We start from the raw sequence: 15,380 nt of genomic DNA on the forward strand, positions 1-15,380 counted from the left end.
TGAACGCCGCTGAGTGCGTCCGTCGGGTTCTCTTCGTCATTTCCTCGGTTCCTTTGCCAGCATTATCGCCGGCTCAGGCCCCGGCCAAACCACTTATCCGACTGTCCGAATTTGCGCGGCCACCTCTCATCGCTTTGCGCTCAGCAATCCCGACTTGGTGAGCGCGCCGCTTAAAAAATCATTCTCCAGCGTCAACTGGCCAATTTTCGCGTGCAGCGTTTTCACATCCACTGGCGGCTCGCTCGACGACGCGCCTGCCGCGCCAAACACGTCTGCCGCGCGCTCCTGCAACTGCCGCTTCCACTCCGTGATTTGGTTCGGGTGCACATCAAACTGCTGCGCCAGTTCGGCCAGCGTCCGCTCGCCTTTGACCGCTGCAAGCGCCACCTTCGCTTTGAACGCCGCTGAGTGCGTCCGTCGGGTTCTCTTCGTCATTTCCTCGGTTCCTTTGCCAGCATTATCGCCGGCTCAGGCCCCGGCCAAACCACTTATCCGACTGTCCGAATTTGCGCGGCCACCTCTTACGAGCGACGCCTCGTCACCACCTCGGGAAAACGAAACCGTGTTCTTCCATCAGGACAATTCCGGCACTGGCGTGCCGAAGGATCGGCCCACCAGGAGTTGGCCGACTTGGCGTCGTACACTCTGCCGACATAGTCGGGGGCTTCGCCGCCTCTCTACTGGACTAGGCATCGCGCTGCGACATATTTCCCATCCGGTGACGTACTGTTCACGCACTCGTCTGCCTTTGACCGATGGCCCACATCCCATGCATAGGCGAGCGCAGCAACTCCTGCAACCGCTAGCGCGAAGCAAGTCGCAACCTTCATAGCAGTACCGTAAAGCGGCATGCATTTTCCGAGTACGCCTACAGCAGCATCGCCGGTATCTGATCAAGCATGGAAGGCGGAAGCCGAATCTCGCTGTCGTCCCCGGCACATCCATCGAATACGCTGTCGAAGGAAACGACGAGCATTGCTGCGTCACCGCTACCCTTCTATGAATTCGCGCTTGCGGGTACGCTTCGTAGACAGGTTCAGTCCAAGATCGGTTTGTCTCATATCTCAAATGCTGTCTGGCTCGACGATTCATTGCAAGCACATCAGGACGTGCAGCGTTTCCCTATAGCTTGAAAACGCTAACCGCTGTGTGCAGGTTTTTCGCTTGATCGTCCAGCGACTGTGCCGCTGCTGCAGCCTGTTCCACCAGTGCCGCATTCTGCTGGGTGACTGCGTCCATTTGCGTGACCGCCTCTCCGACCTGATCGATCCCCTTACTCTGCTCGTCGGAGGCCGCTGCGATCTCACCCATTATGTCAGTCACCCGTTTGATGCTGGTCACCACCTCCGACATGGTGCCGCCGGCCCGGGCGACCAGCTTCGTCCCTGCTTCGACTTTGCTCACCGAATTTTCGATCAGCGTTTTGATTTCCTTCGCCGCCGCGGCCGAGCGTTGTGCGAGCGTGCGCACCTCGGTGGCCACCACCGCGAAACCCCGGCCATGTTCGCCTGCGCGAGCGGCTTCCACTGCGGCATTGAGTGCGAGAATATTAGTCTGAAACGCGATCCCGTCGATCACGCCGATGATGTCGGCTATCTTCGCCGCGCTGGCGTTGATTTCTCCCATCGTCGCGACCACCTCGTCCACCACGTCTCCGCCCCGTACCGCGATTGCGGCGGATGACTGCGCCAGCCCATTGGCCTGCTGGGCATTCTCTGTGTTTTGTCGCACCGTGCCGGTCAACTCTTCCATGCTCGAGGCTGTCTCTTGAAGCGAAGCGGCCTGTTCTTCAGTGCGGCTCGAAAGGTCGAGATTGCCCGCGGCGATCTGCTTCGAGGCCGTGCTCACCGATTCCACCGAGTCCCTTACAGCGCTCATGACCTCCTCGATCCGGGTCATCAGGTGGTTGAAGGCCACAGCCGTCTGGCTGATTTCGTCCTTACCCTGAACTGATGCGCGACTTGTCAGATCGAGTGATTTACTCGCTTGCTGCAACGTCCCTTGGATGCCGCCGAGCGCTTGCTGGATCGAACGGGACAGCAAGAGAATCCATCCCACTACGATCGCCATCGCTACCACCAACACTGTTATCACCGTGCTGACTGCATTTGTGCTGATGCGGTCGGCGAGTTCCGTGGCTTGCTGGCTCCGGCTTCCTATTTCCGTGATGGTCGCCTCGATCGACGCACTAAGTGGCTGAAAGTCGGAATGGTAAAGCGAGGCGACCTGATCGTTGGCCGCCTTCGGATCCCGGGTGGCCAGATCGATCAGCTGACGTGACTTCCGGTCGTACGCATTCCATTGCACGCGCAGTGCCCTAAGCCTCGCTTGTTGATCGCGGGACTCGAACAGCGGATCGATGATCCCCGCCCATTTGTCGATGTTCCGTTCCGCGTCGGAAAAGATCTTTTTGGTATCCTCTGAACCTGGATCAAGCTCGACCGTGGACAGCGCGCTTGCCTTGATTTCCGTCAGACCGCGCACCTGCGCCTCCCCGCGATGCGAGGCCGACTGCGCAGCGTTGACCCAGTGAAATCCAAACAATGTCACAACAATACCGCCACCGATGACGAACAATGTGACAAGCATCAAAATCCGGAGTTTTAACTTAATTGACATGGTAGGTCGTAGCGAAACGTCGATGTTTTCAGCCGAACAAGTCTATTCAGCAAATAATCTGGTTAGCGGAACAAGCTATTTTCATCTTGAGTCAAGTCGGGACCGATGGTAGTAAGCTGGCCCGTGACCTCCCCTTCTGTTTCGATTTATGGCTGGCAATCGCGTGCGAAGAGCGAGGTGTCAACAGCCAAGCATCGATGATGCGAATGACGCCATGCGATTCGAGTGGTGTATGTGACCAGCCACTCCCATATCCAGTACCGTACGCCTTGTTGTTGCCCGCGATGTCGATGTCCGGATTTAAAAAATGGCGTTCGTTGTCAATTCGTGTTCGGACGGTGGTCGCTCACCCAGCCGCGAATTGAATGGAGGTTAATCAATGCAATGACTATAAAATATGAGAGCAATACCAACAGATATCCACAGCGCGACTGGAATCACAACGGCTGAAGCAAGGTCATTCGCTCCATCTCGGAGATAAATGAAAACCGCGATCCCACCACATACCACGGCTGCTGCAACCGCAAACAGCCACACACGCCTCTTCATCACATAAACCTCAATTTTTTAGCAATACAATTGCCATAATTTTTCTTTTTATCATACAACGCGGCCACAACAATTAAGACGCAATATTATAATCGCCGTGGCGACGACGGGAATTCGATTAATGCATGTCTTCTTGTTGTATTGCGCACCGTTCAAAGCGACTTATTTCGTGAGTCTCATTTTTCCTGCAATATCTCGGGATCCGATATTGCTCACGATCGTTGCCCACCATCCAGCACGCACTTGACAAGCGAACCGCTGCCCGTCGCCCCTCGCCACCAAGCGGAAATCTTTCTAGGATTGGGACACTGATTGCCAAACGAACATGCCGTTGTTCAAGGCGGAATCAAGCAAATCCTGACAACGGCAACGGACATCCGATTCGTCGCGGAAGCGACAAACGGGAGCAAGGCCCTAAATTTGCTGCTTCGTTTTTCGTGGGGTGCAGTTGTCTTACATGCGTACGAACTCGACCCGGCACCTAAGAACGCCCTGTCAGCACGCGTTGACCGGGGCACACTCAATTTTTGGTAATTCAGTCTGACGAATAATCAAGTAAAAGGTTTTGAACCTCTGTCCGGCGGTCGTCGCGCACCGCTTTTGAGCCGCCAATCCTGCTGCCGCGCTCTCAAGCCGCAGCTATGCCTGAGTATGTTCACTCACAGATTAATCCGCACCCAACCTCAGTAAGGGCTGCCAACTTGTGAAAGGTAGATCGATAGCCGAAAGATTAAGCATCGGCATACTCGATGAGCTATGCGACATGCGCCCCCGCTTACTCAACTGCCCAATTCCAACAAGCACCCGAGACGGTCAAGTTTCCGCACATTCCTTATATCGCTCTGACCCACCGCATTAAGAGTCTACCTCAAGCCCAGGCAGTCGAAACACATGCCAAAATACTCTTATCAGACAGGTTGACTTACACCTGTAGTTTATCAATGCCATTTTTATACATCGATATGCCGCGCGACCAAGGAAGCGCATGCATATTAAATTTCTCGAAAATGACGTTACGAATATATTTAAATAGAAAAATCGCAACAGGTCGGCGCGTGCAAAAATATAACCATCCTTACAAGGTCATCACCATCCAACATGCACCAATGATCCACTGCGCGACCATCATACTGTTAAATATTGTGATATGTCCACAACTAATGTTGCAAATATCGAATCACCCGACCTAAAGGGGAAACCTCACTAATCCTATAAGGATTAACCTACACCAAATACAGAATAATCCGAATAATTTTTACGACCATAATTAAAAGTGGCAAACCATATCCCATGTAGCTCCTTTCGATGGAATGGTCGCCTCCCGCCACAGCGGCCGTTCCAACGCCTGATCAGGCTTCGGGGCTTCAGGTACGGATGTGCGACAGTGCCTTGTCCGCGCTTCCGTAAAGGAGAGACTCATGGAGCCCACGACGATCGCCACAACGTGGCTAGGCGCGTTTTCCAGATTCACTTTGTCGATCCGAACGGCACGATTCACAGCAAGGTGCTCAAGCGCGTCCAGATGCTGTTGTTCTTCGCGAACCGGCCTGAAGCCCGGGTCGTAATGGAGGCTTGCGGTAGCGCCCATTACTGGGCCCGGCAACTTGCGGCGCTCTGACTCGAAGTCAGACACATTGCTGCTCAGTTTGTGCGTCCGTTCGCAAAATCGAACAAGAACGACGCCGCGGACGCGGCCGCAATTTGGGGGGCGTCCCAGTGCCCGGGCATGCGGTTTGTCGTCGTCAAATCGGCGGACCAACGAGAAAGGCTTGCGCTGCACCGGATGCGCCAGCAATTGGTTCGGATCCGAGTCATGCAGGTCAACCAATTGTGCGGATTACTATATGGAATAATCGTTATTTTCGTGCAAAATCTGGTGGTTCCCCACTAAATTTCACGAAAATTCAATGGCCTAGCAAGATGCGGATTTCGCAAACCATGTCCTTTGGATGCGAAATCTGGCGTTTCAGCCGGCCGCGCCGCCAAGACCCAAGCGTGTCCGGTAGTCGGCCAACATCAACAGATGGGCATCGACTGCGCAGCCAGCTTCGTCCGCTCCCCCGTCGCTGCGCCGAGCGCCGTACGCGCGCTTTCCAGCTCCCCCGCACCGTTGTGCGTATCGCATCCCGTTCGGTTTCGGCGCGAACGTGGTCGACAAGCTTCCGGTCGAGCGCCTCCTGTATCTTCTCACCGTGGACCCGCGCTTCTCGCAGGCTTTTGCCGGCCGCGCCAGACTCGGCGACCAGCCGTGCGTTGTACTTGTTTAGTTGGGTACCGGCGGCGCCGCTCGTGTGATCATGCGTTCAGCGCCACGTTTCGATAGGCTCCGCTCCCGCGCCTTTCCGGTGATCCAATCCCCGGCGCTTTGACTGCTGCGAGCCTAGCCACCGAAGTTTTCACCGACGAAAGCGCGCGGGCCTGCTTCCTCGAGCGGGTCGATGCGTTCACCAGGCTGCTCGCAGATAGAGGAATAGTTGAGGCGTGGGCGAAGCACGGCTGGGTGCGTCGCTCCGCGACCGATCCAGATCGTTTTGCGCCAGCTCGATTTCTTGTTGAGGCAGCGGCCATCTGCCCCTTAGACACATATAGCCGAGCTTTCGATCTGCAGGATTTCCACGCGGCAGCGTATAAGCGTGCCGCCGCCCGTGCTGTGGAATTCTGCTGACGGCCGGCGTTGAACCGAAGAGCGGATATAACGGGCTTCTTCCTTCCATTTGTTGACTGCCTGCCGACTCGCGGCGCGTTCAACAACCAGTGTGCCCGCGGCCGGTTGAGTGCAGCACTTTGCTCACTCTGCAGAAGCTCGGCCACAGCGCGCGCCTCCTTCAGCTCAGCTCTTACTTCGACCAGTTCAGCCTCTCTCTCGCGCCAGTGCTGACGCGTCTCTTCGAGGTTGCGTTCGAGTACTTGTTGCGCGTCGCGCGCCGCGTCCGATTAGGTAGCGGCAACTGCCGATGCTTGTTTGGCTTTCACGCGTGCGGCGCGCTCGTCTGCCAGGACGTCCCGCACGCTTTTGAGGCCCTCCTCCAAACGTGGCACTGCCTCGAGTCGAAGCAACCCCTTCGCCAGGTCGGACCGTGCGGCTTCTGCTGCCGCACGCTCGGCCGTCGCATCATGGCGGGCTTCATTGCGCTCCGCTTCCACCCGTGCGAGTCGCCCGGAAAGCTCTGCCTTTTCTGCGCAAGCAGTGTCGAGCGAGAGCGACAAATTCTCGACCATCGCCACTTGTCACGCGGATTTGAGGATGAAATCAACATTGGCTTGGTTCGCGATTTAGAGGTCCGCTCGCAGCTCACCCATACTCCGCTCGACCTACGCCACCACGAACTCCAGCACCCCACGCTGAAGCGCTTGAGGAAGGGCAACCGGTGCCTCCGCCAGCCGGACCTGGACATCCTGCCACTCCTGGAAGAACTTCAGTACGGTGCAATCGAGCGACCGCTAGGCGATAGAGGCGAGAGCGCCACCCATCGATCAGTGCGCGCTCACGGGCGGAAATCGTGACGATAGTGTTGAGCTCAAATTCGGTCAGCTCGTGCGGAAAGTGCCGAAGTCCGAGGTACGCCAGCCGCCAATGGTCCATAGTACGCACGCCAGCGCGAAAAATGGACTGTGCAGCGCAACCGGAAAATAGCCGCCAGACAATTGCGAAAGCCAACGTACGTGTCGCAGATTCGAAGTTCTCGGCAAGGTCTATGGCCCCGCTTTTCTCACGGGTAGTCGTGGCAATGGCGGCAGAAAATGGATGCCTGCGCCCTAGTCTCAAGCCTAGCTGAGGTATAACCGGTCTACATCGGCAAAACGAATTGATACCACCGGGAGACCGCGACCCGATCCGATGAATCGATCGCTCAGGAAAATGGGACGCGCGTCGCGACGGACCGAGAATCGGCGCCCCTGTCTGTGGGGCGACCGTTGAACCGCCGACGGAAGGCAATACTTAGTCGGACAGCCGTTCACGCTCATCGCTGCTATGCTGTTCCGACGTGCCGGCCTCCTCTCGCTCTTGATCGAGCATGACGCGCGCCTGATGTGTGAGCTTCTCAACTATGCCCGGCAACATATCGCGCTCCGCTTTCGTCAAGCAGGACAGCAGCCGGGCGTTTCGCTCTTCCGCGACCGGGAACACCAGTGCGACCAGTGTCCGACCTTCGGCGGTCAACGTGATCACGACACCACGCCCGTCGTTCACGTCTGCCTCGCGTGCAAGCAATCCTCGCTCCTCAAGCCCGCGCACGGTGCGACTCGTCAAACCGCGATCGAACTGTGCGTGCTCGGCGAGACGATTCATTGACATGCCGCGTTTCCCGTGCAACAGGGCGATGCAGCGCCATTCGTTCATGGTCAGATTAAACCGACGCTCATATGCACTCGACGATCCTTTCGTATAGATGTTAGTCAGCTGACGCAACTGGAATGACACCAGATCGCGCAAATCTCGCAACGCGACGACGCTCGCGTCGGCCTTCCGCCGCATTCCTTTCTTCCCCAATGTATTCATGTTTGCTCCCGCATGACTGGCTGCACCGTCGCAAGACGTATTGCATGACATTGTCACACAGTCTACCAGAGCGGCGCCGCAGCTCCTGTCTGCCGAGACTCACGTTGACGCTTTCTATGCCGCACGCGTCATACGCTTCCCACCGATCCCCAATTCAGCCCGATCGGTGAGATCACTGAAATGGAAATCAACAGCGTCGAGATCGAGGTGAAGCGACCCGGGAATGTAGGACACGTCGGATCTTGGGAGCAACAGGAGCCCGAAGAGAGCCGCCAAGCAGATCGGCCAGCTGGATCTGCGGCATCGTGCTAATAAGGAGAGCGGTCAGCCGCGATATGCTCGGGCTGCGCGCGACCGGTCCCTGTTTCCCGTCCAACGCACCGCAACGGAATGTCATGTGCCGGAACCGTCGTGCGATCGACCGCATCTGCGACAACATTAGACTTCGCGACCCTGTTCCAACGCATCACGCGCGGGGAAAACAAGACTTCAGTCCACAACCCCGGCATGATGAGCTTCTTGCGCCCCGTGACCTCAACTGCCTAGAAAAATTCGACGTCCTTCCACGCATTGACCGTCGTACGGTCATAGATGAGGTACTAATCCAGTACCTTTCTCATCTACGGAATCGGTGGCTGGTTGAGGCCGCTCTTCACGTTGTCCGTGGAATAGACGATCGGCGAACCAGAGACAATGGCGGCCTTCGCCGCATCGACAATCTTGTTGACGAGGAGTTGCCCACTCATCGAAGCGGCAATATTCACCCGAGGCTGCTGATAGTCGATGACGATGGATGCAGCATTTTGCGGGGTGAGCGAGTAGTCTTTCTTCCGATCGCGGATAGACTCGCTGGCCATGACTTTCCTTCTCGTGTGCTCGCGTATCCCAACTGCGCCGAGCCGGTTTCGGATCGACACGTGGGCTGCACGAACATACACGAGCGATCGATGGCAGGCCATTCGTGCCCGTTCCACACGAAAACTATCAGGAAAACCAACTTATTCCTTACGAGTCAGTCATCCAATCATAACCGTGGCGAATCGAACATGGAGCTAGGCGGCTTGGCATTTCCGCGCTTCAGGTAGGTCATTCCGAGGGTCATCGAATGCTGACTGAGAACAACGCCCATCATGCCGCTTGCTTGTCGCAGGCCTTTTTAACATAACGCCACAGCGTTGTTCGATGGACATTCAACGCTCGCGCTACGGATTCTGCAGGCTGGGTCTGGAGTAATGCCCTTGCCTCCTCGATCCGTGATACCGCCAAGGCGGCAGGCCGTCCGACGTGCTGTCCTTTATCCCGAGCGGCTGCCATTCCCGCCCGCGTACGTTCGCTGATGATGTCACGCTCGAATTCGGCAAGTGCGCTCAGCATGTGGAAGACAAATCGTCCGCTGCTTGAGCCCGTGTCAAGGTGCTCCGTGAGCGATACGACACGAACCTGTCTGTCATTCAGCGTTTCAATGAGATCGGCCAATTGCGTGAGCGATCGCCCTAATCGATCGAGACGCCAAACCACCAAGGTCGTGCCGGACACCAGAGCATCGAGTGCTTCCTTCAAACCAGGCCGATCAAACGTCACCCCCGATACGCCTCTGTCTGAATAGATAAATTGACAGCCGTGAGCCCGTAAGGCTTGCAACTGTAAATCCAGATGTTGCTCATCCGTTGACACCCGAGCATAGCCAAACTTCATTGCGGTCCAAATATTGTATTTCCTACTTCGAATGACAGTGCGATTCGACACGGCACATCCGATCGTCACGACGACGTCCTGCACTTTCGGTGAAAAAGTGGATCCCGAAAGGATGTTGACCTGACCAGGCGGCAATCGTCCGAAATCTGAAAAATCTGGCGGTGGTCGCCGGCCGCGGCACTCTCAGCAAGGCTCCGCGACGGCATGGCATCAGACTCTACGAGAATGAAACCCAATCGATCAATAATCCTTTGCTCGACCAAAGTGCCATTTTTTCACGATTGGGCGATTACCTCGAAAAGGGCAATTTCTCACACCGGACTTATCCCACGGCAGTCAGTGTCTCGTCGAGAGCATTCAACAAGAAGTCGGCATGTTTCCGAGTAAAGACCATTGGCGGACGGATTTTCAGCAGATTGCGGCCCGGCCCAGTGATACCAACCAGAACCCCCCGCTGCAACAGCCCCTCGATGACGGCCCTGGCCTTGGTCGGGTCCGGCTCATCTCCCTCCCGGTTAGCGACAATCTCGACGCCAACGAAAAGGCCTGTGCCGCGAACATCGCCAATAGCCGTATGCCGAGGCATCAGGCCGGTGATGCGTTCCCGCAAATAGGCACCTACATCGAGCGCGTTAGCCTGTAAGTGCTCTTTTTCCAGTACGTCCAGTACGGCCATACCTGCGGCGGCAACCACTTGGTTACCACCGAACGTATTGAAATAGCGCTCCTGTCGCAGAAAACCTTCCACGAGTTCACGGCTGGTGATGACGACGGCAAGCGGGAGTCCGTTGCCCATCGGCTTCGCCATGGTGACGATGTCGGGTACGATGCCGGCGTGCTGGAAGCCCCAGAAGTGGGTTCCGGTACGTCCGAGGGCGGTTTGCACTTCGTCCGCGATGACTACGCCGCCCGCCCGACGAACCGTGGACATCGCATGCTCCAGAAAGCCGGACGGAGCGGAATAGAGGCCGTCGCTGGCAAAGACCGGACAGACAAAGAGCGCCGCTGGGGTGTGACCACGCGCACTAAGCGCATCGATCGAGCTCTCGTAGGCACGCGCATAGCTCTCGACGTCTGGCTTTTCACGGTCTGTTCGCGCGCCGGGAAATTGCGGCGCTGGTACGGTCGATACCCACGGCTCTAGGTTTTGTTCCGCAAGGGTGCTGGTGTCGAGAGCACCAATGATCGTGGAGTTGCCGTGAAACGCAGAACGTGTCACGAGCGCACCGCTTCCCCCTGAATTTGCTCGCGCAATCCGCCAAGCGAGTTCGTTGGCTTCGGTCCCGGAGCAAACGAACATGCAGACCTTAAGTGGATCAGGCATCGTCGCAGCCAGGCGCTCCGCGTAGTCAACGATCAGGTCACTGGGATATCGCGTATTGGAATTGAACGTACTCAGCTGGCGAGTTGCCGCTTCGACGACATGCGGATGGCAATGGCCAACGTGTGGCACGTTGTTGTAGGCATCGAGATACTGCTTCCCCTTGTAGTCGCTGATCCAAACGCCTTCTCCCCGCACTGGAAAGAATGGCCGTTCATAAAACTGCTTGTAAATCGGCCCGAGAAATGCGGAGCGTCTGCGCATCAGCGTTGCATACGTCTCGTCTGCCACATCGTTGCTCCCTCCCTTCGCGGGTGCAACTCTCGCAGCCACTTCAAGTCGTGCGGTCGCTTGTTCCGGATCAAGCTTGCTCCAGCGCTCCAACGCCTCCCAACCCAGCATCGAAATATCGGCGCGATAGCCAGGTGTCGCACTGTTTGCCGCTGCGCGCCAGCTGGCAATGATCTCGCGAGCTGCAAGCCGCATCTGAACGAGAATGAAAAGAGCCGCGATTTCGCTACCCACGAGCGGCGAAACAGACGCATAGCCCTCAACAATCTGAGTAGCAACTGCCAGGACGTCTTGCTCACGGTAGAGTTGATGTGCGATTGCGATGGCAAGTTCGTTGACGACGCATGTATGCACCATGTCGCCGAAATCGACAATACCGCTGATTTCTGCCGTGGCCTGGCCACGGACCACGTTGTGCTGGTTCAGATCGTTATGAATGACTTGCCGGCGCAAGGATGGCAGAAGTGGTAAAACATGCAATTCGAAGCGTTCGAGCACGTGCTCCGCCAGCGCGCGCCTGGCTGGATCGACGATAAAGCCGATGCAGGACCTCAGTCCGTCCGCGTACTGCAGATCCCAGATAAGGCGTTCGTGCGCCCCGGGATGCTCGAAGTCACCGAGGGCGAGATCGAGGCGAGCGGCAAGCTCGCCCAGCCGGCGCCGGAAAAGCGGCGTCGGACGGACCAGGAAGGCGGGTTCGCCCGGCAGGTAGGTCAACAAACGCACCAGTACGCGTCCGTTTGCTGTATCGAAGGACACGATCGGCTCGCCGTCGAGCGACGGAACGATACGAGGTACTGGCAATGACGGAGCCCTTCGCGCGATGTGCTCCAGCGCGGAAGCCTGGAAGGCCAAGCTAACGTCCTTCTCGGCCGGGTTGGCGATTTTTAGTACGAAGCACTGAGCGTTCTCCGTCTCGATTACGACATTCTGATCGCGCTCGCCACTAAGTTGCCGAATATTACCGACGAGCCCGTATTGCTGCCGCAGCAGGTCAGCAATATCCCGCTGTGTCAGGTTCGGAGGGGTGACCGCCAGCAGATTCGCGAAGGTGTCAAGCTTGTCAACCATGAGCGTTTCTCAATCGATTGGGACGATCAGAGGCAACCGGAGAACATCGACCGTCCCCGGCACCATACTCCAGGCGCTATCTAGCGAGAGGCGCGCCGAAGCGCGCATACGCACTCAGAACTTGTGGCGAATACCAATGCGGGCCATCACCTGATTGCTGGTCGAGGATGGCCCGTCAGCCTGGGGATTGGCGGCAACATCGAGCCCCGTCCCCGCGACACTGGAGGAATTGGCGACCTTGACATATGCACCCTGGACGTAAACGTCGGTCCGCTTCGAGAGGTTATAGTCCGCCATCAAACCGAACTGGTGATATTTTGGCTTCCCGCTGCCGGACGTCCCGTTATAGGTAGCTTGAGTAAACGTGTACATTCCGCCGAGCCAAAAAGACGGGTTGACTTGATACTTGGCGTTGACCTCAAAGTTGTTGAACCTGATCGACGAGGCAGCGCCCAGTGTCGGGCTCTGGCTCAGGTTCGCATAGATGGTAGACGTCGGTTGGGAGAGGTACGTGTTCGTGTACACGAAGCCCAGCGTTGCACTTCCGATCGTATAGGCAATCCCTGCCCCGAGCACGCGTTGCTTCGCTGCGGTCCAGCTTCCGTCAGGATTGCCGTTCGGCCCGTTCGAAACAGCCCCGGCGCTGCTCCCATTCGGGTGATCGACGCTAAGATACGCGGCAGCAATGCTGATCGGGCCACGGACATACTGGGCTCCAACACTGACGGCTCGATCTGAGCCGAAGTTTGACGCGTTGCTCATCGCATAGACGCCACCAAACGAAAATCCGCCATAATCGACGCTCGTGTACTTGATGGCGTTGTTGAGCCTGAACGTGAAATCAGTGTTGTCGTTGTCATAGGGATGCGTGAAAAGCCCGCCGCCCCAGTTGCCGTTCGCCGTCAGCGACGCCAGATAGTCGTCAACGGCATCGTATTGCCGACCCAACGTCAGCGCGCCGAACGTCGAACTCGAAATGCCGACATAGGCTTGCCGTCCGAACCCGCGCCCCTGCTGACCGAGCTTTCCATTGTTCAGGTTGAATCCGGATTCCAGCTTGAAGATTGCGGAAAGGCCACCGCCGAGATCTTCTGATCCCCTCAGCCCCCAACGGCTCCCCTGCACGTCGCCGCTCGACAAGCTGTAGAGCCTGTTTCCGCCCACATTGCTCGTGAAGTCAAGGCCTTCATCAATGAGACCGTACAGCGTGACGCTATTTTGCGCATGCACAATGCCAGTGCAGGAGAACATGGCACAAGCCATTAAAACAGATCTCTTCACATCAACCTCCATAGTCTTATGTGGACTGGAATAATTTTCAGTTAGTTATACTGCATATGTTAATGAGATATAGGTATCACCATATAATTACGGAGTACTAATTTAATGGAATTGCTTTCAAGCTTCGCACAACGCGAAACATACTTTTCCTGATTGAGCATGAATCTCGCCTAATGCGTAAGGTCCTCGACGATTGCGAGCAGAACTTCTTTCACTGCCTTAGTTAGGCGCGACGGAATCTGAACATTTCAATTTTCCGCGGATGGAATTGGCCGGCATTGCACCAGGCACCTGATGCCGATTCAGACGACTTTCCCCACCATACGTTTGCGTCTCGAACCGGAAATCCATTGCAACACGAGCAATGAAATAACGGAAACGGAGATGAGGAGCGTCGAAATTGCGGTGATCGTCGGATCTAGCTGATCGCGAATATCCTCAAACATCAGTCGAGTGAGGGTCGCGTTGTCGCCGCCGGATACGAACAGCGCGACGACGACCTCGTCGAACGATGTCATGAACGCGAAGAACGCGGCCGAGAAAATCGACAAGCGGATTTGCGGTAGCGTAACCGTGTAGAAGGCGGTCAGCCGCGATGCGCCAAGGCTGCGCGCGACCAGCTCCTGATTTTCGTCGTACGTTTCAAGTCCACCATTGACCGAGATCACGACGAACGGCAGCGCGAGCATCGTATGTGCGATCACGAGGCCGAGTATCGTGTTGTTCAGATCGGCACGGACGTAAATGAAAAACGTACCGATCGCGACGAGAATCAGCGGCACCATCATCGGCAGCATCAGTATCGTGCGCAGTACGCGTGTCCACCTGCTCTCGATCGCGCGCAGCGCATACGCAGCCGCGGTGCCGGCAATGACGGCCGCGAGCGTGCTGGACAACGCGACGCGCAGAGACACGCCGGTCGCCGCGCGCCATTCGTCGGACGAGAAATACGCGTGATACCATCGCAGGCCCCATACGCGCGGCGGGAACTCGAGATAGCTCGCGTCCGAGAATGACATCGGCACGACGATCGCGCATGGCACGATCAAGAACAGCATTACCACAGCGCAGAATACATAGAGCCAGATACGCTGCCCGTGCGTGATCTGCGTATCAGTTGCATATCCGAACATCTCATTTCCCTCCGTACATCTTTTCGAGGCCGAACAGGCGCCCCATTGCGGCCAGCACGATCATCGTCAAGATCACCAGCACGATGCCGAGCGCGCTTGCCGCGCCGGGATTCCCGGACATCGCGACATCCGACTGGATCTGCATCGACAGCATGTTCACATGGCCGCCGCCGAGCAACGCGGGCGTCACGTAGAAGCCAAGGCAGAGGACGAACACGATCACAATGCCGGCCGACAAGCCGGGTATCGTCATCGGGAAATACGCCTGCCAGAACGCCTGCACCGGCGTCGCGCCGCAGTTCGCTGCAGCGCGCATGTAGACCGGATCGATCGCCTTCATCGCGCTATACAGTGGCAGCACAAGGCACGGAAGCATCACGTGCGTCATCCCGATCGCCGTACCAGTGAGGTTGTTCACCAGCTGAAGCGGATGGTCGATCACGCCCATTCCGGTCAGCCACGTATTGATCAGGCCGTTGCGCTGCAGCAGCACCATCCACGCGTAGGTCCGTACGAGGGTCGACGTCCAGAACGGCAGCACGACAAATACCATGCAGATCGAAGCGACCCGCGACGGCAGTTGCGACAGCATGTACGCGAGCGGATAGCCGAGCAGCAGTACTAGCACCGTCACGAGCGCCGACATTTCAAACGTCGAAATGAATGCGTTGCGATAAACGGGCGTCAGCAATCGCGTGTAGTTCGACAGCGTCAGGATGCCGGACATGTCAAACAGAGATTGCCAGCCCAGCAGGAGAATCGGCGTGATCAGCACGATGATTACGATCAGCAGCGCTGGCACCATCAACGCGGCGAGGCGTAACTGTTCGGCAACGCGGCTGCGCGACAGCGCAGCGTAGTTGGTCGCGCCGGCCGCAGGCGCGGTGAGTTCGCGCATCACTACGGTAGTGTTTCTCAT

9 protein-coding genes and 3 pseudogenes are annotated in these 15,380 nt (G+C 57.0%); 2 read left to right on the forward strand and 10 right to left on the reverse strand.

Annotation, left to right across the window (positions count from 1 at the left end):
• Window positions 1-127: 127 nt before the first annotated feature.
• Window positions 128-435, reverse strand: a pseudogene (locus G3O06_RS15740) (transposase); the annotation flags it as partial.
• 687 nt (window positions 436-1,122) lie between these two features.
• Window positions 1,123-2,619 (reverse strand): methyl-accepting chemotaxis protein, encoded by a 1,497-nt coding sequence (locus G3O06_RS49680; protein WP_205816675.1) that lies wholly within the window; start codon window positions 2,617-2,619, stop codon window positions 1,123-1,125.
• A gap of 1,933 nt (window positions 2,620-4,552) precedes the next feature.
• On the opposite strand from G3O06_RS49680, the pseudogene G3O06_RS15750 reads away from it, so the two are divergent.
• Window positions 4,553-5,014: pseudogene (locus G3O06_RS15750) on the forward strand (transposase); the annotation flags it as partial.
• Window positions 5,015-6,102: 1,088 nt separating this feature from the next.
• Here G3O06_RS15750 and G3O06_RS15755 read toward each other — a convergent pair.
• From G3O06_RS15755 to G3O06_RS15785, 7 genes and pseudogenes are all read right to left on the reverse strand, one after another.
• Entirely contained in the window at window positions 6,103-6,387 is a 285-nt protein-coding gene (locus tag G3O06_RS15755; protein ID WP_205816676.1) for a hypothetical protein, read from the reverse strand.
• Between the two features lie 721 nt (window positions 6,388-7,108).
• Entirely contained in the window at window positions 7,109-7,669 is a 561-nt protein-coding gene (locus G3O06_RS15760; RefSeq protein ID WP_205816677.1) for a MarR family transcriptional regulator, read from the reverse strand.
• Between the two features lie 374 nt (window positions 7,670-8,043).
• Window positions 8,044-8,526: pseudogene (locus G3O06_RS49075) on the reverse strand (isochorismatase family protein); the annotation flags it as partial.
• A 271-nt stretch (window positions 8,527-8,797) separates the two neighbouring features.
• Window positions 8,798-9,364, reverse strand: a complete 567-nt coding sequence (locus G3O06_RS15770) for a recombinase family protein (protein WP_205816679.1) — start codon at window positions 9,362-9,364, stop codon at window positions 8,798-8,800.
• Window positions 9,365-9,686: 322 nt separating this feature from the next.
• Window positions 9,687-12,047: an aminotransferase class III-fold pyridoxal phosphate-dependent enzyme gene (locus G3O06_RS49975; protein WP_205816680.1), complete on the reverse strand. Its 2,361-nt coding sequence runs from the start codon at window positions 12,045-12,047 to the stop codon at window positions 9,687-9,689.
• Between the two features lie 114 nt (window positions 12,048-12,161).
• On the reverse strand, window positions 12,162-13,328 hold the full coding sequence (locus G3O06_RS15780) for a porin (protein WP_346779529.1): 1,167 nt from the start codon (window positions 13,326-13,328) through the stop codon (window positions 12,162-12,164).
• A 302-nt stretch (window positions 13,329-13,630) separates the two neighbouring features.
• Window positions 13,631-14,200, reverse strand: a complete 570-nt coding sequence (locus tag G3O06_RS15785; RefSeq protein WP_346779531.1) for an ABC transporter permease subunit — start codon at window positions 14,198-14,200, stop codon at window positions 13,631-13,633.
• Here G3O06_RS15785 and G3O06_RS49980 point away from each other — a divergent pair.
• On the forward strand, window positions 14,133-14,285 hold the full coding sequence (locus tag G3O06_RS49980) for a hypothetical protein (RefSeq protein WP_346779532.1): 153 nt from the start codon (window positions 14,133-14,135) through the stop codon (window positions 14,283-14,285). The two genes, G3O06_RS15785 and G3O06_RS49980, sit on opposite strands and share 68 nt — an antisense overlap.
• A 177-nt stretch (window positions 14,286-14,462) precedes the next feature.
• Here G3O06_RS49980 and G3O06_RS15790 read toward each other — a convergent pair whose 3' ends face one another.
• Window positions 14,463-15,380, reverse strand: coding sequence for an ABC transporter permease (locus tag G3O06_RS15790; RefSeq protein WP_205816682.1), 918 nt, complete (start codon window positions 15,378-15,380; stop codon window positions 14,463-14,465).

Source organism: Burkholderia sp. Ac-20345, assembly GCF_017104825.1.
Lineage (GTDB): Bacteria > Pseudomonadota > Gammaproteobacteria > Burkholderiales > Burkholderiaceae > Burkholderia > Burkholderia lata_B.

Coding starts and splice junctions, on each gene's coding strand:
- G3O06_RS15790 (WP_205816682.1), bottom strand. CDS start 15,380: ATGAGAAACACTACCGTAGTGATGCGCGAACTCACCGCGCCTGCGGCC.
- G3O06_RS49975 (WP_205816680.1), bottom strand. CDS start 12,047: ATGGTTGACAAGCTTGACACCTTCGCGAATCTGCTGGCGGTCACCCCT.
- G3O06_RS15760 (WP_205816677.1), bottom strand. CDS start 7,669: ATGAATACATTGGGGAAGAAAGGAATGCGGCGGAAGGCCGACGCGAGC.
- G3O06_RS15770 (WP_205816679.1), bottom strand. CDS start 9,364: ATGAAGTTTGGCTATGCTCGGGTGTCAACGGATGAGCAACATCTGGAT.
- G3O06_RS15755 (WP_205816676.1), bottom strand. CDS start 6,387: ATGGTCGAGAATTTGTCGCTCTCGCTCGACACTGCTTGCGCAGAAAAG.
- G3O06_RS49680 (WP_205816675.1), bottom strand. CDS start 2,619: ATGTCAATTAAGTTAAAACTCCGGATTTTGATGCTTGTCACATTGTTC.